The following is a 22046-nucleotide window of genomic DNA, read 5'->3' on the forward strand; positions in this document are numbered from 1 at the left end:
GGTTTTGGCTTTGCCGGAAGTTTTCTTGGTAGCCATGCGTCAGCTCCTCTACTCGGCGGTAGCCTGGTCTGCGTTGAGCGCGGCGAGCACTATGGCGCGGATGTCCAGGCAAACAGGGCAGTTGCTGATGCAGCGGCCGCAGCCGTTGCAGGAGAATGCCCCCCAGTTTTCAGGATAGGTGGAGAACTTGTGCGACACGCGGTTGCGCATGCGAAAGGCTTTGAGCATGCGCGGGTTGTGGCCGCTGGCCTCGCGGGTGAACAGCGAGGACATGCAGTTGTCCCAGCTGCGCAGGCGGCGTCCGCCCTTTTCGCTCAGGCCTTCGCCTTCGTCCGTGATGCTGAAGCAATAGCAGGTGGGGCAGAAGTAGGTGCAGGCCCCACAGGACAGGCAGCGGTCGGTCTGGCTCTGCCAGAACTCCGTATCGGTGAACAGGGCCGCCAATTTTTCCGGCGCGCCCTTGATATTGGGCGCGGGCTCCAAGGTGGCCCAGGCGGCTTTGCGCGCGGCCTCGGCCAAGGGGAACTGTTCCGCGCCGTCGGGCAGATCCGAGGCGGCCAGCAGTTCCTCGCCCTTGGGCGTCACGGCCTGAAGCACGTAGCCGCCTTCAATCTCGGTCATCAGCACATCCGACCCCTCGGGGGAGGAAGGACCGCCGCCCACCCAGTGGCAGAAACAGGTGTTGCAGCCGGAGGCGCAGGTGATGGTGACCACCGTGAGCGCCTCGCGCCGGGCCTTGTAATAGGGATCGGCAAAAGGACCTTGCAGGTAGGGCCGGTCCAGCACGGAAAAACCGCGCGCGTCGCAGGGGCGGCAGGCGAAGACCACCGTGGGCTGGGCCTCAATGCTGTCGTCCAGGCTCATGGTCACGCGCTCGGGATTTTCCGGGTCTTTGCTTTTTTTATAGCTCACCAGGGTTTCACACTGGGGCAGCACCGCCGCCTTGGGCGGCACGGTGGCCTTTTCCAGGGTGAAGGGCATGCCCCGGCTCCAGGGCTCGTAGACCACGGAGCGCTTGTTGGCCGGTTTTTCCACCGGCACCAGCACGCGGCGGCCGTTTTGCGAGAGGAAGGCCAGAAGGGCGGGCAGGCCGTCGGATGTGACAAAGCGGGTAGTGCTCATTTCCAGTCCCTCTCATGAATGTTCTTTTCTTCCAGCTCATAGCCCAGCAGAGGCGGCACGGCGGCGGGGTCAAGGCCGGCCTTGTAGTCGTCGAAGAGCCGGCTGACGGCGCGGGCGATCTGCTGGCGCAGAGCCAGGATGGGGATGCCCACCGGGCAGGCCCGCTGGCATTCGCCGCAGCCCGTGCAGCGCCCGGCCAAGTGCAGGGCGTGGATGGTCTGGAAGAAGAGTTTTTCGCGCGTGCTGTCCTCCTGGCTCATCCAGTGCGGGTCGCGGCTGTCGGAAACGCAGAAGTCGCGGCACACGCACATGGGACAGGCATTGCGGCAGGCGTAGCAGCGCAGACAGCGCTCCATCTGGCCGCGCCAGAAGGCCATGCGCTCCTCAAGGCTCATGGAATCCAGCAGGGCCAGCTCCGGCGGAGTGTACGCGCCGGGCTCCACCTTGACCGGCTCGCCCGCGCTCGTGTCGGCCAGCACGGCCATGGGCGTGGTGCAGCCGTAGCATTTGCCCTGGGCGAAGTCGGTCATGCAGAAACGGTGTTCCTTGCCGTCGGCCGTGATGGTCACCCCGGCCTCGTCGTAGGCCACCTTGTCGATCTTCGTGTAGCGGCCCAGCTTTTGGTTGACGCGGGCCATATCCAGCGTGCCCTCGCAGGGCAGGGCGAAAATGGTCACGTCCTCGCGTCTGATCAGGTTTTCCTGCAACAGTTCCACCACCGAGCGCGAATCGCAGCCCTTGACCACGATGCCCACCTTCTTGCCCTTGAAGGAGGGCAGGTAGACGGCCGGGTTATTGACGTTGAAAGGCCCCCAGACCAGTTTGTCCACGTCTTCCGGGGTCTTCATGAACAGGGGCACGGTATGCGCGCCGTCATAGCCCTGCTGCCAGCCGATGACGCAGTCCAGTTCCGGCAGCTTGGCCTTGATGGCTTCCTTGAGCTGGTCCAGGGCGGCGTTTTGGCCGGTGCCCAAGGGGCGCAACGAGGTCAGGGCCATATCCGCGATCTTCAGCAGGGGCTCGGCGTCCTCCAGGCGGGGCGCGGGGCCCAGCTTGTGGATGCGGTCGGTAAAGACCGTGACCACCTGCTGCCAGCGCTGGCCTTCGGAGGCCGAAACCCAGGTGTACTCGAAGCGCCGCTCGTCAATGCCCAGCACGGGCAGAAACTGTTTGAGCACTTCCAGACGGCGGCGGGCGTAGAAGTTGCCCGCGGCGTAGTGGCAGTCACGCGGGTGGCAGCCGGAAACCAGCACGCCGTCCGCGCCGTTGAGCAGGGCCTTGACGATGAAGAGCGGGTCGATGCGGCCCGAACAGGGCACGCGGATGATTCTGAGGTCCGTGGGCTGCCCGGCGCGGGCCACGCCCGCCGTGTCGGCGCCGCCGTAGGAGCACCAGTTGCAGAGAAAACCCACAATCCGCAGTTCTTTGCCGTTCAGCACTGGCATAGCGCGTTCACCTCCGCAAGAATCTGGTTGTCGGTGGCGTGGGAGAGCTGGATGGCGCCCTGCGGGCAGGTGGCCGTGCACAGACCGCAGCCCTGGCAGACGGTCTCAATGACCTGGGCCTTCTGCTCGCCGCGGATTTCCACTTCCTTGATGGCCCCGAAGGGGCAGCAGCGGATGCATTTGCCGCAGTCCACGCAACGGCGGATGTCCACCTGGGCGATCTGCGGGTCGCTCTCCAGCTTGTCGCGGGCGAAGAGCGCCAGCACCTTGGCCGCCGCAGCCGAGCCCTGGGCCACGGAGGCCGGAATGTCCTTGGCTCCCTGGCAGACGCCCGCCAGAAACACGCCGGCGGTATTGGTTTCCACGGGCTTGAGCTTCACATGGCTTTCCATGAAGAAGCCGTAGTGGTCGTAGGAGATGCGCAGCTTCTCGGCCAGCTGGGGCGAGCCCTTGCTGGCTTCGATGCCCACGGCCAAGACCACCAGGTCGGCCTTGATCTCCACGGGCTCTCCCAGCAGGGTGTCCACGCCCATGACCACGTACTGGCCGTTGCCGTCGGGGTAGATGCTCGAAACGCGGCCCCGGATGTACTCCGTCCCATATTCCTCCATGGCCCGGCGGGTGAATTCGTCGTACATCTTGCCCGGCGCGCGGATGTCCATGTAAAAGACGTAGGACTGGGAATTGGGGATGTGGTCCTTGGTCAGCACGGCCTGCTTGGCCGTGTACATGCAGCAGAAACCCGAGCAGTAGGGCCGCCCGATGGATTTGTCGCGCGAGCCCACGCACTGGATGAAGACCACCTTCTGCGGCTCGCGGCCGTCCGAGGGGCGCAGGATGTGGCCGCCCGTGGGGCCGGAGGCGGACAAGAGGCGCTCGTACTGCAGCGAGGTGATCACGTCGGGATATCTGCCGCCGCCGTATTCCTCGTATACGGTCCAGTCCATGAGATCGTAACCCGTGGCCGCCACGATGGAGCCCACTTCCTCGGTGACTATCTCGTCCTGCATGTCGTATTGGATGGCCCCGGTGGGGCAGACCTTGGCGCAGACGCCGCACTTGCCCTTGACGAACTGGCGGCAGTGCGCGGCGTTGATGACTGCCTTTTTGGGAATGGCCTGCGGGAAGGCGATGGTGATGGCCGTGGTGGGGCCGGTAAATTCATTGAAGGCGTCGGGCGTCTTCTTGCTGGGGCATTTTTCAGTGCAGGCCCCGCAACCGGTGCATTTGCTCCAGTCCACATAGGCGGCCTTCTTGCGGATCTTCACCGTGAAGTTGCCCACATAGCCCGAGATGTCCTCCACTTCCGAGTAGGCGTAGAGGGTGATGTTGGGGTGCTGGGCCACGTCCACCATCTTGGGGCCCAGAATGCAGGCCGAGCAGTCCACGGTGGGGAAGGTCTTGTCCAGCTTGGCCATTTTGCCGCCGATGGTGGCTTCGCGCTCCACCAGAATCACCGGCACGCCGCCGTCGGCGCAGTCCAGGGCTGCCTGGATGCCCGCCACGCCGCCGCCGATCACCAGCACCTTCTTGGTCACGTCGAAGGACTTGGCCTGCAGGGGCTTGTCATTGCGCAGCTTTTCCACGGCCAGGAGCACCAGTTCGGCGGCCTTGTTGGTATTGGCTTCCTTGTCCTTGCCGATCCAGGAGACGTGCTCGCGGATATTGGCCATTTCGAACATGTAGCGGTTGAGCCCGGCCCGTTCCACAGTGCGGCGGAAGGTGGGTTCGTGCATGCGCGGCGTACAGGAAGCCACCACCACGCCGTCCAGCTTGTGCTCGTGGATGGCAGCCTCAATGGCGGCCTGGCCCGGCTCGGCGCAGGTGTACATGGGGTCGTCGGCATAGACCACGTCCGGAAAACCGCGGGCGATTTCGGCCACTTTGGCGCAGTCCACGGTGCCGCCGATATTGCTGCCGCAATGGCAGATAAAGACGCCTATTCTCATGATCTGTCTCCTTCGCCGGCCTGCGCGCCGTCAATTTTGCGCAGCAGATCGTCGGCGCTGACGCGGAGTTTTTCAAGGCCGAGATGCTCGGGGGCGATGCCGAAGGCCAGGCCCATCATCTGGGTGAAGTAGAGCACGGGCATGCGGAAGAAGACGTCGGCCTCCTTGGCGGCCTGTTTCTGGCGCAGATCCAGATTCATCTGGCAGAGCGGGCAGGCCACTACAATGGCGTCCGCGCCCATTTGCGTGGCCAGCTCCAGGATGCGGCCCGAATTGCGCGCGGTTATGGCCCGCTCGGGAATGCCGAAGGACGCGCCGCAACAGGCGGTCTTGAGCGGAAAATCCAGCATCTCCGCGCCGCAGGCGGACAGCAGGCTTTCCATGAGGGTGGGATTTTCCGGGTCCCCAAAGTCCATGATTTCCGGCGGGCGGCTCATCAGGCAGCCGTAATAGGCGGCCAGCTTGACGCCCTTGAGGCTCTTTTTCACCATGGCGGCAATGGCATCGGCGTCGTAAACCTGGGCAATGCCCTGCATTACCGAGGTGACCGGAGGAAACTGCGCCGCCGCCGGGCTGTCCAGCAGCTCGTCCACGCGCGCGCGGAACTCGGGATTTTCCATGCGCTTGGCCGCGTGGCGCAGATTGGACAGGCAGCTGGGGCAGGGCGTCAGCACGGTTTCGGCCTGCTCGCGGGCCGCGATGTCCAGATTGCGGACGCAGAGGGCCGCGGAAAGCTCGGTGTCCACGGCGTGGGCCGGGGTGGAACCACAGCAGTTCCAGCCGGGCAGTTCCTCAAGATACATGCCCAGAGCCGCGCATACGGCCTGGGTGGATTTTTCATAATCCGCCGAGGAGCCTTTGGCCGAACAGCCGGGATAGTAGGAAAATTTCATGGCCGCACCCCCTCGCGTTTGGCGCGCTCCTTATAGCGTTGCATGATCCGGGCCACGGCGTCGGCCCCGCCGCCGGGGATGGCGTGGGGTTTGAAGCCCAGCTTTTTCTTTTTCAGCGCCTCGGGCGCGAGATCCAGGTCGGTGAACAAGCGCATGGAGCGCATCATGTACAGCGCCATGGTGCCGATCTCGTAGGTGCGGCCGAAGGCGCGCACGGTATCGAGAAAGGAGAACCAGAACTTTTCCACCTTGGGCACGGCCACCCGGCCCTCTTTGCGGGCCATGTGCCGCAGGGTCTCCATGACCGCCGCCACGTCGATATTGTTGGGGCAGCGCAGGGAACAGGTGGAACAGGACAGGCACAACCAGATAGAGCGCGAATTGAGCACCTCATCTTTCAGGCCGAGCTGCACGCCGCGCATGATCTGATTGACCTGCCGGTCGTAGACAAAGCCTGCCGGACAGCCGGCGGTGCAGTTGCCGCACTGGTAGCAGGTAGAAACGTTTTGGCCGCTTTGCGCCTCCACTTCCGCCGTAAAGGCGGCGTCGCGCATCCGGCTCAGGTTGATGGCGTCGTTCATGACAACTCTCTGGTTAGAGGCTGAAGGACAGGGGCGGGTGAAAGCCAAATTTTTTTGGTATCTACAGGAGAATATAGTAAAAATCTAGGTGCTGGCCGGGAAAAGTCAAATATAAAATCTTTTCTTTCACAACCTCCTGGTATCACGCGTATTTTGGATCAAGTTCCAGGCCGCGCGCAGTCCCAGAAGATAGCTCTGCACGCCGAAACCGGCGATACTGCCCGCGCTGACCGTCGAAAGTACGGACTCGTGGCGGAAGGCTTCGCGCGCATGTACATTGGACATATGCACTTCCACCACGGGCATGTCGAGAATGGCGAGCGCGTCCGCAATGGCGTAACTGTAGTGGGTCCAGGCGCCGGCGTTGATGACCACGGCCCGGATGCCCTCGCCGGGGGCACGGTGGATGCGTTCCACCATCTCCCCCTCGTGGTTGGTCTGGAAGGTTTCCAGCTCCACGCCCAGCTCCTTGCCCAGATCCGCCAGGGCGGCGTTGATGTCCGCCAGGGTGGCCGTGCCGTAGTGGGCCGGGTCGCGTTTGCCGAACATGTTCAGGTTGACGCCGTGCAGAATCAGAATTTTCATGGGAGTGCTTCCGTTCTCTTCTCTGAAAGATGTCAGTGTGCGCCGTACAGGGCGGTTTCCAGAGCCTGCCGGGATTATCCGGGGTAAACGGCTCTTCACGCGCTGGCGGTGTCATCCGGCATTTTTTGCTGCTCACCTACTTGAGTACAGCTCTGCTCTCGATGCCCGTAAGGCTCGCCCGGCTCGCCAACGGGCACGGCCCTTTGGGCCGCCTTCCGGTCGGTTTCCGCGCAAAAAATGTCGTTTTCCTTGCCAGCCCGCAACTATCTTATTTCCCGCCGGATTCTCCCCGGCACCAGCATCCGCCGCCGCTGCGCTCCGGCGGAGCAACGGTGGCTTTGCCCAATACTGCCGGTAGGTGCTGTTAATTGCCTGGATGAATTTGATAACAGCAATTGACCATGGTAGGTATTTGATACGTGTACCTTGGCTATATACCGTACAGGGCGGCTTCCAGAGCCTGCCGGGAGGCGGCGGGCAGGGGCCTGCCGGTCCAGAGCCGGAACTGGGCGTCGCCCTGGCCGAAGAACATTTCCAGGCCCGTGACGCAACGCCGCCCGGCCTGCCGCGCTTCGCGCAGAAAGCGGGTTTCCAGCGGGTTGTAGACGATGTCGTAGGCCAGGCCCGCGCCGCCGTCCCCACCGTAGGGGCTTCCGGTCGCCGTGTCTGTCGCGGATGCGACATGGCCGGGCGCGGCCAGGCTGAAATCGTAGGGACTTTCTTTCTCATATTTGCCGCGCATGCCCAGGGGCGTGGTGTTGATGATCAGATCGGCGGGCACATCGTGGCGCTGCTCCCAGAGCACGGGCGTAAAGCCGAAGCGCTCGGCCAGGGACAGGTGGCTGCGGTTGGAGGGCGTTGCCACAAAGGCCTTGCGGCAACGGCGCAGACGCAGCCCGGCGGCCACGGCGTGGGCCGCGCCGCCCGCGCCCAGCAGGAGCGCGTCCATGTTTTCCAGGGGCACGGCCGCCAGCGGGGCCAGAAAGCCGCTCACGTCGGTATTTTCACCGCAGAGGTCTTCGCCGTCCCAATAAACGGTGTTGGCCGCCCCGGCCAGCTCCGCCTGTTCGCTGACCCGGTCCAGCAGGGGCAGCAGGGCCATTTTGTGCGGAATGGTCACCGAACAGCCCCGGATGCCCAGCAGGCGCACGCTGTCCACAAAAGCGGCCAGGCGTTCCGGCGGCACTTCCCAGCGCAGATAAACGGCCGGAATGCCCAGCGCCTGAAAACCACTGTTGTGCAGCAGCGGGGAAAGGCTCTGGGCCAGGGGCCAGCCGATCACGCCGTAGAGTTGCGAGGGAAGAAAGGGGGTTATGTCGGACATGGGAGGCTCGGGGATGACGGTGACGGACAAGAGGGCCGCGTAAACGCACGCCGCCGCCACGTCAGAATAGCCTATCCCGGTCCGCCGGGCAAGAATGCGGTCCCCGTGGGCAGGACATACCGAGCGGCAGAATCTGCCGCTCGGAGGGTTCAGGTGCGGGCCAGAGCAGGTAACCTTTGAAACACTGCTCGTTTCGCGGCGCGCCTCACCGTGTTCGGCCGTTAAAGCATTTCAATGCTGAAATGCTCTAACGCTTCAGTTCCATGGCCTTCTGGAGCATCTGGTCCGCCGTGGTCACCACCTTGCTGTTGGACTGGAAGCCGCGCTGGGTGATGATCATGTTGACCATTTCCGTAGCCATGTCCACATTGGAGTTTTCGACGTTATAGGCGTTCACGGTGCCGTAGTTTTCCGTTCCGGCCACGCCCATTTCCATCTGCCCGGCTTCCTCAGTGGCCGAGAAAAGATTGCTGCCCTCGCGGCGCAGGCCGTCCTCGCTGGTGAAGCGGCAGACCGGGATCTGCCAGAGGTTCTGGCCCTGGCCGTTGGAATACCGGCCTACCACCGTGCCGTCGGGATTGATGCCGATGGTGCTCAGCGTGCCCTCGGCATAGCCGTCCTGCTTGTAGGCGCCCGTGGGCGAGGAACTGTTGTAGGCCGTGGTGGCACCCTCGGCGCGCACGGCGTCCGCGCCCATGGAGGGCAGTTTGCTCTGGTCCGTGCCCACCTCCGCCGCCGAGGCGGGGGCGTTCTGCCAGCCTCCGGCGGCGCTGATGCCGAAATTCACGGTCATGGCCGCGCCGTCCAGATTGAGCTGGGGCAGACCGCCTTCCAACTGGGCGGGCTGCCAGTCCGCAAGATTTTTGCTGCCTTCCACCGAGGGCGTGAAGGCGGACATGCCGGTCAACCGGCCCGAGGCGTCGAATTGCAGAACGCCGCTCATCAGCAGGCCGTCGCCCTCCGAGGGCTGAACGGGGTTGCCGTCCGCATCGGTCTTGCCCGCGGCCGCTCCGGCGGCAATGACGAATTCAATCATGGAACCCGCCGTGCTGTCGGGCGTGCCGTCGAAATAGGCCGTGACCGTGCGCGCCTTGCCGTCGGCGTCGTAGAGCGTCATGGCCTGGGAATAGGCGTAGGAGTCGGAGGAAAGGGGGGGCTTGCCCGCGGCGTTGTAAAGCCCCAGCAGCCCGAAATAGGGATTGTCGGCATCCTCGGTCTTGTTCTGGTTCGAATTCAGATTGAGGGTCAGATCCACCCGTGCCGTGCTCTTGGCGGGCATGGTGCCGAATCTGTCTATCTTGACTTCCTGCAGGCCGCCCAGGCTGCCGTCCGTGTTATACTGGTAGCCGTTGAGGGCCAGGCCCGTGGGGGTGCGCCACACGCCCTCGTTGTCCGGGCGGAAGTCGCCCGCGCGGGTGTAGTAGAGATTCGCGCCGTCGCTGACCTGGAAGAACCCCTTGCCGTTGATGGCCATGTCCGTGACCGTATTGGTGGCTTCCAGAGCGCCCTGCTGAAAAATGGTGCGCACCGCGTCCACCTGCACGCCCTTGCCGGTCTGGCCCAGGGCCACGCGCGAATTCTCCTGGGCGTTCCACCAGTCGCCCGTACCGCCCTGGCTCGTGGAGAGCATATCGGAAAAAAGGGTATTCTGCTGCTTGTAGCCGATGGTGCTGACATTGGCCAGATTGTTGGTGGTCACCTGCATGCCCTGGCTCAGGCCCTTCATGCCGGTGGCTCCGATGTACAGTGCCGAGTTCACGTGCTGCCTCCTGGAGCAGATTACCTTTAAAAAGGTATCTTGCTCTAAAAAAAGCGGGCGAAGAGGAAAAATCTTCCTCTCCGCCCCCAAGGGAAGCAGTATTCATGCCAACGGCAAATCAGAGCATTTCAGTGTTACATCCTCATGAACTGTCGCTTATTTTTCCAGGGGCAGCCCGGCCTTCTCCCAGGCTTCAATGCCCTGGTTCATATGCAGGATGTTCCTGATCCCCGCCTGCTCCAGCGCTTCCAAGGCTCCGGCGGAACGTTGGCCCGTGCGGCAGTAGAGCAGCACGGGCCTGTCCTTGGGCAGGGCCGCCACGTCCAGATCGAAGCGGCCGCCGAAGAAGTCCAGGTTGCGCGCGCCGGTCAGATGTCCCTGCCGGAATTCGCCGGGCGTGCGTACGTCCAGAATCAGCAGCCCCCCGGGCGGGGACTGCAGCAGAGCCGCCGCCTCCTGCACGCTGACGTCCTTGGCCTGGGCGGAGACGGGCGCGGTCCAGAGCAGAGCGCAGAACAGGATGCAGGCCAGCACGCCCGGCAAGAGTCCGAGAACCGCCGGAATGCGGTTCTCGGTATGATCGGCGAGGGCGGGAAGTGAAAACGGATGCCGGGTCATAATGCCGTGTCTCCTTTTACTGGATGGCCGCGCGGGCTTTGGCGAAGCCGTCGGCGGCCTTGCGGATCACGCTTTCGTCCACGCAGAAGGCCAGGCGGAAGTGGCCGGGGCAGCCGAAGCCCGAGCCGGGCACGGCCAGCACGCGCTCTTCCAGCAGCCTGTTCACAAAAGCCACGTCGTCGCCGCCCGGCGCTTTGGGGAAGAAATAGAACGCGCCAGCGGGCATCTGGAATTCATAGCCCGCGTCGCGCAGCACTTCGGCCATGGCTTTGCGCCGGGCCGCGTAGACGGAAAGATCCACCTGGCTGCCCAGGGCCTTGGCCATGATGTGCTGGCCGATGACCGGTGGATTGACAAAGCCCAGAATGCGGTTGGTCAGGGTCAGGCCGGCCATGAGCTCGGCTTTTTCCCGCAACCGGGGCGAAAGGGCCACATAGCCCACGCGCTCGCCGGGCAGGGAGAGGTTTTTGGAAAAAGAGCTGATGCACACGGCATAGGGGTAGAGGGGCAGCACCGAAGGCACTTCCGCGCCGTCATAGGCCAGGAAGCGGTAGGGCTCGTCGGCCACCAGCCAGATGGGCCGCCCGTATTCCTGGCTCTTGTTTTCCAGCAGGCTTGCCAGGGCCGTGAGGGCCTTGCGGCTGTAGATCACGCCTGTGGGATTGTGCGGGGAATTGATCAGCACCACCCGCGTCTTTTCGCTGATGGCCGCCTCCAGGGCCTTGAGGTCCGGGGCGAAGGTGTCCTTCTGGCTCATGACGGCCTTGAACGTGCCGCCGTGGTTGGCGACGTAGAAGCCGTATTCCACAAAGTAGGGGGCAAAGCTGATCATTTCCTCGCCGGGATTGATCACGGCGCGCAGAAAGGCGTTCAACCCGCCCGCCGCGCCGCAGCTCAGCAACACGTCGTCGGCCGCGAGCTTGACGCCCTGCTCGGCGCTGAGGTGGGCGGCCAGCTTTTCGCGCAGCCAGGGAAAGCCGCCGTTGGGCATATAGCCGAAGGCAAAGGGTTCGCCCGCGTGTTCGGCGAAATCGCGCAGCCCTTCAGCCACGGCGGAAGGGGCGGGCAGGTCGGGATTGCCCAGGCTGAAATCATAGACATTTTCCGCGCCGAAGCGCGCCTTGAGCTGGCCGCCGGCTTCGAACATGCGGCGGATCCATGAAGCGTTGCCCAGGTATCCGGTCACGCTGTCGGCAAGAACTGACATAAACGACTCCTGATGGTTGTTGTCTTCGCCATGACTATTGGTTATACCTTTGCTGAGCTGGAGAAAGCAATCTCTATTGGAGGCTCTGAATGCGTCTGACTGTATTTGCTAAAACGGCGCGGCTCATTGTGCCCGCGCTTTTCGCCGCCCTGCTTCTATCCGCCTGCGCCGCCAAGAATGCGGAGGACGAACAGGTCGATATGACCATTACCGTCACTCTGCGCGATCTGCACCGTTGCTCGCGCATCTCCCCGGAAATTCTCGTCGCCAACGCGCCGGACGGCACGCGGACCTTTGACGTGCGTCTGGTGGAGTACGGCGATGAAGAACGCTTCTTCGGCGGCGGCTCCTGGGATAATGACGGCTCGGGCGTCATTCCCGAGGGCGGCCTGACCCGTCATTATCGCGGCCCCTGCCCTCCGGCGGGCCAGAGCAGAGACTATGCCTTTGTGGTTTCGGCCATGGGCCAGGACAACCTTCAACCCCTGGCCGTGCGGCTTTACCGTTTTACTCAGGAATAAACGCCGCGTCCATGCCTTTATGCACAGAGCCCCGCCTGCATACGCTGGCGGGGCTCTGTGTTTGGTGTTCGTCTCCGCGGCTCCGGCGCAACCGCCGAGGCGGGCCTCCTGAACTCAAAGTTGATCTGCTCCGGGGCCGTTGAAAAATCGCGCTTCTATTCCTCGGGCAGCTCCGGCGGCACGGCCACGACTGAAGTGATGATCCGCCGCCGGGTGGGAGCCGCCGGTGTTTCACCGCTGACAGGCCGTTTGGCCGCCGGTTCGGGCAGGGCGTTGTACAGAGCCCAGAAGGCCGGGTACAGGCCGGTCATGACGCCGGGATTGCCCAGGCGGAAGCCCTGGCCGCGCGCATCGCGCGCGCAGGCGGTGAGGGCCAGGGCCAAGGCCCAGACCGGCGAAGGGGCGTTCCAGGCAGAGGCGGCGTTCAGTTGGGAGGCTGCTTGTTCTGTTTTGCACAAACGTCCTTCGACACTCCGCTCCAGACCCACGGCGTGAAGGAAACTGGTTACTTCGCTCATGTCCGCGCCGGGCAGCTCGGGCAGGCTCGCCTCGCCGCCGCGCAGGGCCGCGCAGGCGGCCAGGGCCACGGGCAGGGGGGCCCAGTCCGGCGGCAGCTCGGCCAGAAGTTCGGCGGGCAGATCCGCGAGACAGGCGCGTTTCAGCGTTGCGTCGGCTTTGGCACGCACCGCGCTGTCCGACCTGTTTTCGTCGGGTTGGCCGGGGCGCGAATCAAGGCGCAGATCCAGGCCCAGCGCCCGGAGAAGCTCCCAGGCGGCCTGCGCGCCCGGCCATTGCGGCCAGTCGCCGTCCAGGCGGGTTTCGCCGGAAAGCACCAGGGGCAGGCCCAGCAGAAAGACGGCCAGTTCAGGCTCCAGCGGCAACCGGGGCCGCGCGGGCAGGCGCAGCGGGCCGGGCGCCACGCGCACGCGGCTTTCCGTCAGGCTGAAATCCGCTCCGGCGGCGCGCAAAATGGGCAGCACGCGGGCCAGAATCAGCTTCCGCTGCGGATGGGCGGCCAGATCCAAGGTCAGGGCGCGTTCATAAAAGGGCACGGCCAGCAGGATGCCTTCAACCAGCTCCGCCGGAACGTCGGCGGGCGGGCTCACGGCGTCCGGCAGAATGCCCGAGCACTCCAGGCGTGCGGGCAGGCCGTCGCTCTTGGGCACCACATGCACGAGGCGCGCGCCCATCTGCGGCAGAAAATGCCGCACGGCGGAAAAATCCGCCAGTTTGAGGCTCGTTTCGCCGGTGAACTTGGCCCGCGAGGGGCGGCCCAGATAATGGCCCAGCAGCAGGAAGAAATTCCAGGCGCTGTCGCCCACGTGCAGCACCTTGTCCGGCGCGCCCAGGGGCGCGGCCTCGCGGGCGGTCACGCCGTCCTCTTCGCGGGTCAGGGCGGCGCCGAGCTGATTGAGCGCCTTCACGCAGTCCACGATGGGGTCGTTCATCAGGCCGGGTTCAATGCGCAGGGGCCGGCCCGAAGCCGCGGCCAACATGAGCCAGGCGCGCGTGGCCCGGCAGGCCAGGGGCGCGGGCATGCTCAAACGCACGGGTCTGAGGGGCGGAGCCAGGTTGAAGGCCGGGCGGCGTTCCGCCCCGGCGTCCTGGCCGGCGTCGCCCGCCTCACGGTCCTGGCTGATGTTGGGCCGGGGCAGAAATTCCACTTCCTGCATCAATGAAAAGAAACGGCCGGAAAGGCGGGCGTCGCGGCTCACTCGGGAGACGGCGGCCTCCCAGGATTCGCGCAGGGCCTTTTCCTCGGCTGGGTCCAGAAAACCCTTGCTTTTGTGCATGCGCGCCAGCAGGTTGTGGCGGCGCAGCAGCAGGCGCAGGATGTCGCGGTCAATGTCGCCGACCACCTCGCGCAACGGGCGGCGGGGGCGGGTGTCGTGGGCTTGCTCGGTCATGCTCGGTCCTCTGCGGGAAATGCGTGCGGCGGGGGTTGATTTTTGTCTGCGCAAGCCTGTTAGCCCGAAACGCGTCCGCTGGCAAGGGCACGCGGCGGCCGCCGGGGGCGTTTTCGAGCCTGTCCCGGGCGCCCGGCCGGGAAAAAACGGCAAGGGGGCTTTACGCGGCCTCTTTTTCCGAATATGCTCTAGGCATTGGTTTTACTGGCTTTACGGGGGAGGGCATTGTGAAGATCCCGCGAAATTTTGCAAAAGGGGCTTGACGCGAACAGCGCTCGCTTGTTACTAAATGCGCAAGCCATGCGCCCCCATAATTTTCGAGGCGCGCGACTGACTTGGCGTGCCGGCAAGGGATCGCGCACGCCTCGCCGAGGGCTTGGCGGGAGTTTTGTAACACTTTTAAGAGTTGGAGGATACGTATGCCGACGTTTGTCGATCCGTCCAAATGCGACGGCTGCAAGGGTGGCGAAAAGACGGCCTGCATGTACATTTGCCCCAACGACCTGATGATCCTCGACCCCGAGGAAATGAAGGCCTACAACCAGGAACCCGACGCTTGCTGGGAATGCTATTCCTGCGTGAAGATCTGCCCGCAGGGCGCCATCACGGCCCGTCCCTACGCGGACTTCGCGCCCATGGGCGGCACCTGTATCCCCATGCGTTCGGCCGACTCCATCATGTGGACGGTCAAGTTCCGCAACGGTAGCGTGAAACGCTTCAAGTTCCCCATTCGCACCACGCCTGAAGGTTCCATCAAGCCCTTTGAAGGCCATCCCGAAGGCGCCAACCTGGAAGATGAACTGCTGTTCACCGAGCAGGTTCTGGCCGCTCCGAAGGAAGCCTTGGGCAAGAAGTTCGACGTGTCCGACGCCGACAAGGTCTTCACCTGCATGGAACACGGTCGTTAAGCCGTTTCAACCGCTAGTGCGATAAGGAGAAACAATTATGCCGATGATTCCCGTTAAGGAAGCGACCAAGGGCGTAGCCATCAGCGAACCCGAAGTGAAAGAACATGCGGTTGACCTGCTCATCGTGGGCGGCGGCATGGGCGCTTGCGGCGTCGCTTACGAAGCTGTGCGTTGGGGTGACAAACATGGCCTGAAAATCATGCTCTGCGACAAAGCCGCGCTGGAACGCTCCGGCGCCGTGGCGCAGGGTCTTTCCGCCATCAACACCTACCTTGGCGAAAACAGCGCCGACGACTACGTGCGCATGGTCCGCACCGACCTTATGGGTCTGGTCCGCGAAGACCTGATCTTCGACGTGGGCCGGCATGTGGACGACTCCGTGCATCTGTTCGAAGACTGGGGTCTTCCCTGCTGGATCAAAGGCGACGACGGCCACAACCTGAACGGCGCCGCCGCCAAGGCCGCCGGCAAGTCCCTGCGCAAGGGCGACAAGCCCGTGCGTTCCGGCCGCTGGCAGATCATGATCAACGGTGAGTCCTACAAGTGCATCGTGGCCGAAGCGGCCAAGAACGCCTTGGGCGAAGACCGGATCATGGAACGCATCTTCATCGTGAAGCTGCTGCTCGACAAAAACACCCCCAACCGCATCGCGGGCGCCGTGGGCTTCAACCTGCGCGCCAACGAGGTGCATATCTTCAAAGCCAACACCGTTATGGTGGCCGCCGGCGGCGCGGTGAACGTGTACCGCCCCCGCTCCACCGGTGAAGGCATGGGCCGCGCCTGGTATCCCGTGTGGAACGCCGGTTCCACCTACACCATGTGCGCTCAGGTCGGCGCTGAGATGACCATGATGGAAAACCGCTTCGTGCCCGCCCGTTTCAAGGACGGTTACGGCCCGGTGGGTGCCTGGTTCCTGCTGTTCAAGGCCAAGGCCACCAACTCCAAGGGTGAAGACTACTGCGCGACCAACAAGGCCATGCTGAAGCCCTACGAGGACCGCGGCTACGCCAAGGGCAACGTCATCCCCACCTGCCTGCGCAACCACATGATGCTGCGTGAAATGCGCGAAGGCCGCGGCCCCATCTACATGGACACCAAGACCGCCCTGCTGAACACCTTCGCCAGCCTGAACGAAGAAGAGCAGAAGGACCTTGAGTCCGAAGCTTGGGAAGACTTCCTCGATATGTGCGTGGGCCAGGCCAACCTGTGGGCCTGCACCAACACCGCCCCCGAGGAACGCGGCTCCGAGATCATGCCCACCGAGCCCTATCTGCTCGGTTCGCACTCCGGCTGCTGCGGTATCTGGGTGTCCGGTCCGGACGAAGCCTGGGTGCCCGAGGACTACAAGGTCAGAGCCTCCAACGGCAAGGTCTACAACCGCATGACCACCGTGGAAGGCCTGTTCACCTGCGCCGACGGCGTGGGCGCTTCCGGGCACAAGTTCTCCTCCGGCTCGCACGCCGAAGGCCGTATCGCCGGCAAGCAGATGGTTCGCTGGTGCCTGGACCACAAGGACTTCAATCCTGAAATCAAGGAATCGGCCGACGAACTGCGCAAGCTGATCTATCGTCCGTACTATAACTTCGTGGAAGGCAAAGCCATTTCCACGGATCCCGTGGTGAACCCGAACTACATCACGCCCAAGAACTTCATGATGCGCCTCATCAAGTGCACCGATGAATACGGCGGCGGCGTGGCCACCTACTACACCACCTCCCAGGCGCTGCTCGACACGGGCTTCAATCTGCTGGCCATGATGGAAGAAGACTCCCAGAAGCTGGCCGCCCGCGACCTGCACGAACTGCTGCGCTGCTGGGAAAACTACCATCGCCTCTGGACCGTGCGCCTGCACATGCAGCACATCGCCTTCCGTGAGGAATCCCGTTATCCCGGCTTCTACTATCGTGCCGACTTCATGGGTCTGGACGACAGCAAGTGGAAGTGCTTCGTGAACTCCAAGTACGATCCCGCCACCGGCGAGACCAAGATCTTCAAGAAGCCCTACTACCAGATCATCCCCGACTAGTCGGCGGTATTGACCATCAGGGGGCGGCCCTCGGGCCGCCCCCGTTGCCGGCGGCGCCGGCGATCCGGCGCGTGGGGCCGTCAAGAAACGGTATGCCGTTTCCGGCGGTCGCGCGGGTTCCTGAGAACGGTTCAGGCTTGAGATGTCTGCCTGGTGGAGGGCAACCTTCGGCACCCATCTCGCGGCAAGGATGCGCGAGCAGTTCTTGCGGCCCGGTCCGTTCAGGCGGAGCCGGCCATCTGTCAGGGTTGGCCCTTTGTGGTCCGCCCTCTTTTTTCCCGCGGCGGGAGGCCGGTCTTCCTTCTTCAGCCGCTATGCAACAACGCAGGAGGATATCCAGGATGTCCAATGCCATTCTCGTCGTGGGCGGCGGCTTTTCAGGCCTCACAGCCGCCATTGAAGCGGCGGAACTGGGCCACGACGTCTATATCGTCGAAAAGTCGCCCTGGCTCGGCGGCCGCGTGGCTCAGCTCAACAAATATTTCCCCAAACTCTGTCCCCCCTCCTGCGGCTTGGAAATACAGTTCCAGCGCATCAGGAAAAACCCGCGCATCAAATGCCTGACCATGGCCGAAGTCACGGGGCTCACGGGCCGCAAGGGCGACTACAGCGTGCGGGTCCGCCTGAGCCCGCGCCGCACCGCGCCCCACAACGTGGACTTCAGCCTGCTGGCCTCCAGCCTGGAAGGCGAAACTCCCAGCGAATTCGATCTGGGCCTTTCCAAGCGCAAGGGCTTGTATAAAGCCATGCCTTTCGCCTTCCCCGGCCGCTATGTGCTGGACCCCTCCACCCTGTCCAAGTCCGACGCGGCGCGGGTGGCGGGCAATAAATTTCTTAATCTTACGGAAAAAGAGCACGAGATCGAGCTGAACGTGGGCGCCATCGTGGTGGCCACGGGCTGGAAGCCCTATGACGTGACCCGCCTGACCAATCTGGGCGCGGGTTCGGTGAAAAACTGCATTTCCAACATGCAGATGGAGCGTCTGGCTTCGGCTTTCGGCCCCACGGGCGGCCGCATCGTCCGTCCTTCGGACGGCCGGGCCCCCCACACTGTGGCCTTTGTGCAGTGCGCGGGCTCGCGTGACCAGAACCATCTGAATTACTGTTCCTATATCTGCTGTATGGCTTCGCTCAAGCAATGCCTGTACATCGCCGAACAGAATCCGGATACCCTGATCACTGTCTATTACATTGATTTGCGCGCCCCCGGCCGCTACGTCAACGTTCTGGAAAAGGTCAAGGCCTTGCCCAACGTGCGTTTCGTCAAGGGCAAGGTGGCCGACGCTGTCCAGGCTGACGGCGACAAGGTGCGCGTCACGGTGGAAGACGCCGTGCGCGGCGAAAAACTCACCCTGGACTATGATCTCGTGGTGCTGGCCACAGGCATGCAGCCCTCGCTGGCCGGCGAAAATCCGCCGCTGCCCCTGCCCCTGGATGAAGACGGCTTCATCGCGGGCGGCGAGGAGGCCGGCATTTTCGCGGCCGGTTGCGCGCGCATGCCCCTGGATGTGACGCGCTCGGCGCAGTCCGGCACAGCCGCCGCCCTGAAGGCGGTACAAACGGTGAAAGGGAGGTAGGCGGCATGGCCGGTAAAATTGGCGTCTATTTTGACCTGCAGAACATCGGCGGAGGCCTCGACGTGGAGGCCCTGGCCGCCCAAACGCGCGACAAGTGGGGCGACCTGACTCCCGTGGTCAAGGTCGTTCCCCTGCTGGCCGAGGCGGTGGACGAAGTCAAGGCCGATATCGAGGCCCAGGGCCTGGACGGCGTGCTGCTCTGCGGCGCTTCGCCGCGCGTGGACGGAGACCTGTACCGTTTCCCCGTGCAGGTGGAGCATGTGAATCTGCGCGAGCAGTGCGTGCTGGCCTATAAGAATCCGGACAACAGCCCGGTGGACAGCGCCGAGGGCGCGCCGGAACTGCTGACCCTCATGGCCCGCGACTATGTGAACATGGGCGTGGTCAAACTGCAGAAGAGCGAGGTGCCGGACTCTGCGGCCATTCCGGGCGTAGCCCGCATCCTGGTCATCGGCGGCGGCTGGACCGGCCTCACGGCTGCGGCCGAGGCGGCGGCCACCGGCTATGAAGTGGTGCTGGTGGAAAAGGCCGAAAAGCTGGGCGGCGCGGTCAACAACATTCCCACCGCCTCGCCCCTGGGACCGCTGTGGACCGACAAGCAGCCCACCAACCTGGCGGCCAAGATCGAAAAGGTCACGGCTGACGACAAGATCACGGTGCATCTCAATGCCCGCATGGAAAAGCTGGAAGGCCAGCCCGGTGAATTCACGGCCGTCATCGCCACGGCCGGGGGCCCGGTGAGCGTGGAAGTGGGCGCTGTGGTCCTGGCGAGCGGCTGGGTGCCCCTGGATGAAAAATACCTGGCCCCCATGGGCCTGGGCGTGAGCCCCAAGGTGGTGCATGCGGCCCAGTTCGGCAAAATGCTGGTGGCCGGCGAAGTGACGGCCCGGCGCATCGCCTTTGTGCTGGACACGACCCTGGCCGAGGAGGCCGTGCGCAAGGCCGCTGAGGAAGCCCCCGAGGCTCCGGCCGAAGCGGAGGCCGCCAAGCCCGCTCCCGCGGGGGAAGAGGGCGGGGAAAAGCCCTTTGTCAAGGAAGACCTGGAGAGCGTCAAGCATCTGCAGTACTCCAACGCGGTGAACAGCGTGGGCATGCTGCGGCTGGCCAACACCATTTGTGAAAAGACCGACGACGCCACCCAGGCCTTTATTCTCTACAAAGATATGACCGTGCCCGGCATTCTCGAGCGCTTCTACAAGAAGATGCAGGACCGCCTGGGCGTGATGATGACCAAGGCCGATGTGACCGAAATCCGCGATCACGGCGACCGCATGGTGGTGGCCTGCAAAAACACCCTGCTGGGCATGGATTTCGACCTGGACGTGGACCTGGTGGTTCTGCCCACGGGCCTGGTGCCCACCACGGCCAAGGACGTGACCGTGGGGTTCGCTTACCGCCAGGGCCCGGATTTCCCGGATCTGGAGCTTTTTGACGGTTTCGCGGACTCCAACTATATCTGCTTCCCCTACGAGACCCGGCGTACCGGCGTCTACGCGGCGGGCTGCGTGCGTCAGCCCCTGACCATGGACGCCTGCGAGGAAGACGCCAGGGGCGCCGTGCTCAAGGCCATACAGTGCATTGAAGCGGCCGAGCACGGCGTGTCCGTGCACCCGCGTTCCGGCGACCGCTCCTACCCGGTGTTCAACTTCGTGCGCTGCACCCAGTGCAAGCGCTGCACCGAGGAATGCCCCTTCGGCGCCCTGGACGACGACGAAAAAGGCACGCCCAAGCCCAATCCGGCCCGTTGCCGCCGCTGCGGCACCTGCTTCGGCGCCTGCCCCGAGCGCGTGATCTCCTTTGCCAACTACAATATCGACCAGATCGGCTCCATGATCCGCGAGGTTCAGGTGCCCAAGGACTTCAAGAAAGAAGGCCCGCGCATCCTGATCCTGGCCTGTGAAAACGACGCCTACCCGGCCCTGGACATGGCCGGTATGCGCCGCAAGAGCTGGAGCCCCTACTGTCGCATCATCCCGGTGCGCTGCCTGGGTTCGGTCAACGCCATCTGGGTGTCCGACGCCATGAGCAAGGGCTTTGACGGCGTGATGCTGCTGGGCTGCAAATACGGCGACGATTACCAGTGCCACTTTGTGAAAGGCTCCGAAATCTGCAACCGCCGCAAGGAAAACATCGCCGAGACGCTCAACCGTCTGGGCGTGCAGCCCGAGCGCGTGGATCAGCTGGAAGTGGCCATTGACGAATATGACAAGGTGCCCGATCTGATCGACGGCTTCGTGGCCCGCATTTCGGCTATGGGCCCCAACCCGTTCAAGGGCATGTAGGAGGATGGCAGCAATGGCACAATGTACGCTTAAACCGGATCTTGAGTTTACCCGGGAGCTCACGGAAGCGGGGGGCGAATCCCTCAAAAAGTGCTTCCAGTGCGCCACCTGTTCCGTGGCCTGCCCGCTCGCTCCGGCCAACGCGCCCTATCCGCGCAAGGAAATGGTCTGGGCTTCCTGGGGCCTCAAGGACAAACTGCGCGCCGACGTGGACCTCTGGCTCTGCCACAACTGCGGCAACTGCTCGGATCTCTGCCCGCGCGGCGCCAAGCCTGCGGACATGATGGCCGCGGCCCGCAACGTGATCTATAAGGACCTTACCGCGCCCTCCATCGTGGGCAAGTGGATGAGCAAAGCCTCGGGCCTGCCCATTCTCTTCGCCATTCCGGCGGCGCTCTGGCTCATCGTCTGGTGGATTCGCGCCGGGTACAACAACGGCGAGTGGTTTCCGCGCGCCGCTGACGGCCGCATCGTCTTCGGCCAGATCTTCTACGGCGACTATACCATCGACCCCATCTTCATGATCACCTTCTTCGGGGCCTGCTTCATCCTGTTGCGCGGGGTGATGAAACTCTGGGCCATGTTCAAGCCCGAGGGCCGCATGACGGTCATCGGAAAAACCAAGTGCTGGGTCTGGCACCTCTGGGACGTGCTCTGGGATGAGGTCATTACCCACCGCAAGTTCAACGACTGCGAGGACGGCCCGGCCACCGGCGTGGACACGCCCAACCGCAAGTACGGCCACGCTATCCTGGTCTGGAGCTTCGTCATCCTGGCTTGCGTCACCGCCATCGTGGCTGTGGGCCACTGGGGCGGCAAGATCATTCCCATGATCAAGATCGAGACGCCCATGCCCCTGACCTTCCCGGTCAAGATTCTGGCCAACATCGGCGCGCTCATGCTGCTCGCGGGCCTGGCCATTCTCACGGTGCGCCGCCTGCGCCTGAACCCCGAATACCAGGGCTCCAGCTTCTATGACTGGTACCTGCTGGGGATCATCTGGCTGGTGGCCGTGACCGGCGTGCTTTCCCAGTGCTTCCGCCTGGCGGACGCCATCAAGCCAGCCTTTGTGGTCTATTATCTGCATCTGGTCTTTGTCTGGATGCTCTTCGCCTATTTGCCCTGGTCCAAGTTGGGGCATTTCGTGTACCGCACGGCGGCCCTTGTCTATGTTCGCATGTACGGGCGAAGCAACTAGCGGCTGAGCCTTTTTGCCGCTGGCGGCGTTACACGGCGTTTTTTGCTCCGGTTACGGGCCGAAGAGCCCGCGCCCTCCGCAAAAAATTTGTGTGCCTTGCCAGCGAACAAAAAATCTCACCCACCGGTGAGAGTGGGTAAGGCG

17 protein-coding genes are annotated in these 22046 nt (G+C 63.7%); 6 read left to right on the forward strand and 11 right to left on the reverse strand.

Annotated features, from left to right (window positions below; all coding sequences use genetic code 11):
• Positions 1 to 48 precede the first annotated feature (48 nt).
• The 10 genes from HMPREF1022_RS07270 to HMPREF1022_RS07315 form a co-directional block, all read right to left on the reverse strand.
• A complete protein-coding gene (locus HMPREF1022_RS07270) occupies positions 49 to 1122 on the reverse strand; it encodes a 4Fe-4S dicluster domain-containing protein (RefSeq protein WP_009302573.1) in 1074 nt (357 codons plus the stop codon).
• Positions 1119 to 2567 carry a hydrogenase iron-sulfur subunit gene (locus tag HMPREF1022_RS07275; protein ID WP_009302575.1) on the reverse strand — a complete coding sequence of 483 codons (1449 nt, stop codon included), beginning with the start codon at positions 2565 to 2567 and terminating at the stop codon, positions 1119 to 1121. Before HMPREF1022_RS07275 ends, HMPREF1022_RS07270 begins: the two co-directional genes overlap by 4 nt.
• Positions 2555 to 4516 carry a CoB--CoM heterodisulfide reductase iron-sulfur subunit A family protein gene (locus HMPREF1022_RS07280; RefSeq protein ID WP_008683215.1) on the reverse strand — a complete coding sequence of 654 codons (1962 nt, stop codon included), beginning with the start codon at positions 4514 to 4516 and terminating at the stop codon, positions 2555 to 2557. Before HMPREF1022_RS07280 ends, HMPREF1022_RS07275 begins: the two co-directional genes overlap by 13 nt.
• Positions 4513 to 5409 carry a CoB--CoM heterodisulfide reductase iron-sulfur subunit B family protein gene (locus HMPREF1022_RS07285; RefSeq protein ID WP_009302578.1) on the reverse strand — a complete coding sequence of 299 codons (897 nt, stop codon included), beginning with the start codon at positions 5407 to 5409 and terminating at the stop codon, positions 4513 to 4515. The genes HMPREF1022_RS07280 and HMPREF1022_RS07285 overlap by 4 nt, the downstream gene beginning before the upstream one ends.
• Positions 5406 to 5990 (reverse strand): 4Fe-4S dicluster domain-containing protein, encoded by a 585-nt coding sequence (locus tag HMPREF1022_RS07290; RefSeq protein ID WP_008683217.1) that lies wholly within the window; start codon positions 5988 to 5990, stop codon positions 5406 to 5408. Before HMPREF1022_RS07290 ends, HMPREF1022_RS07285 begins: the two co-directional genes overlap by 4 nt.
• Positions 5991 to 6116: 126 nt before the next feature.
• Positions 6117 to 6575, reverse strand: a complete 459-nt coding sequence (gene aroQ / locus HMPREF1022_RS07295) for a type II 3-dehydroquinate dehydratase (protein ID WP_008683218.1) — start codon at positions 6573 to 6575, stop codon at positions 6117 to 6119.
• Positions 6576 to 7005: 430 nt separating this feature from the next.
• A complete protein-coding gene (locus HMPREF1022_RS07300; RefSeq protein ID WP_009302580.1) occupies positions 7006 to 7899 on the reverse strand; it encodes a shikimate dehydrogenase family protein in 894 nt (297 codons plus the stop codon).
• Between the two features lie 247 nt (positions 7900 to 8146).
• Positions 8147 to 9658: a flagellar hook protein FlgE gene (locus HMPREF1022_RS07305; protein WP_009302582.1), complete on the reverse strand. Its 1512-nt coding sequence runs from the start codon at positions 9656 to 9658 to the stop codon at positions 8147 to 8149.
• Positions 9659 to 9814: 156 nt separating this feature from the next.
• Positions 9815 to 10276, reverse strand: a complete 462-nt coding sequence (locus tag HMPREF1022_RS07310; protein ID WP_009302583.1) for a rhodanese-like domain-containing protein — start codon at positions 10274 to 10276, stop codon at positions 9815 to 9817.
• Between the two features lie 16 nt (positions 10277 to 10292).
• Positions 10293 to 11483, reverse strand: coding sequence for a pyridoxal phosphate-dependent aminotransferase (locus HMPREF1022_RS07315; RefSeq protein ID WP_009302585.1), 1191 nt, complete (start codon positions 11481 to 11483; stop codon positions 10293 to 10295).
• An 89-nt stretch (positions 11484 to 11572) separates the two neighbouring features.
• Here HMPREF1022_RS07315 and HMPREF1022_RS07320 point away from each other — a divergent pair, with 89 nt between their 5' ends.
• Positions 11573 to 12004: a hypothetical protein gene (locus HMPREF1022_RS07320; RefSeq protein ID WP_009302587.1), complete on the forward strand. Its 432-nt coding sequence runs from the start codon at positions 11573 to 11575 to the stop codon at positions 12002 to 12004.
• A gap of 155 nt (positions 12005 to 12159) precedes the next feature.
• Here the strand turns inward: HMPREF1022_RS07320 and HMPREF1022_RS07325 are convergent, their stop codons facing one another.
• The gene (locus tag HMPREF1022_RS07325; RefSeq protein WP_009302589.1) at positions 12160 to 13911 is read right to left on the reverse strand and encodes a hypothetical protein; all 1752 of its coding nucleotides are present in this window, start codon (positions 13909 to 13911) and stop codon (positions 12160 to 12162) included.
• Positions 13912 to 14330: 419 nt separating this feature from the next.
• Between HMPREF1022_RS07325 and aprB the strand changes: the two genes are divergently transcribed.
• From aprB to qmoC, 5 genes are all read left to right on the forward strand, one after another.
• On the forward strand, positions 14331 to 14819 hold the full coding sequence (aprB, locus tag HMPREF1022_RS07330) for an adenylyl-sulfate reductase subunit beta (RefSeq protein WP_008683225.1): 489 nt from the start codon (positions 14331 to 14333) through the stop codon (positions 14817 to 14819).
• A gap of 37 nt (positions 14820 to 14856) precedes the next feature.
• The gene (gene aprA, locus HMPREF1022_RS07335) at positions 14857 to 16845 is read left to right on the forward strand and encodes an adenylyl-sulfate reductase subunit alpha (protein ID WP_008683226.1); all 1989 of its coding nucleotides are present in this window, start codon (positions 14857 to 14859) and stop codon (positions 16843 to 16845) included.
• Positions 16846 to 17186: 341 nt separating this feature from the next.
• The gene (locus tag HMPREF1022_RS07340; protein ID WP_009302591.1) at positions 17187 to 18422 is read left to right on the forward strand and encodes a CoB--CoM heterodisulfide reductase iron-sulfur subunit A family protein; all 1236 of its coding nucleotides are present in this window, start codon (positions 17187 to 17189) and stop codon (positions 18420 to 18422) included.
• A 5-nt stretch (positions 18423 to 18427) separates the two neighbouring features.
• Positions 18428 to 20704 carry a hydrogenase iron-sulfur subunit gene (locus tag HMPREF1022_RS07345; protein WP_008683230.1) on the forward strand — a complete coding sequence of 759 codons (2277 nt, stop codon included), beginning with the start codon at positions 18428 to 18430 and terminating at the stop codon, positions 20702 to 20704.
• A 13-nt stretch (positions 20705 to 20717) separates the two neighbouring features.
• On the forward strand, positions 20718 to 21902 hold the full coding sequence (gene qmoC, locus HMPREF1022_RS07350) for a quinone-interacting membrane-bound oxidoreductase complex subunit QmoC (RefSeq protein ID WP_009302593.1): 1185 nt from the start codon (positions 20718 to 20720) through the stop codon (positions 21900 to 21902).
• The last annotated feature ends 144 nt before the right edge of the window (positions 21903 to 22046 follow it).

The sequence above is a fragment of the Desulfovibrio sp. 6_1_46AFAA genome, assembly GCF_000224635.1.
Lineage (GTDB): Bacteria > Desulfobacterota > Desulfovibrionia > Desulfovibrionales > Desulfovibrionaceae > Desulfovibrio > Desulfovibrio fairfieldensis.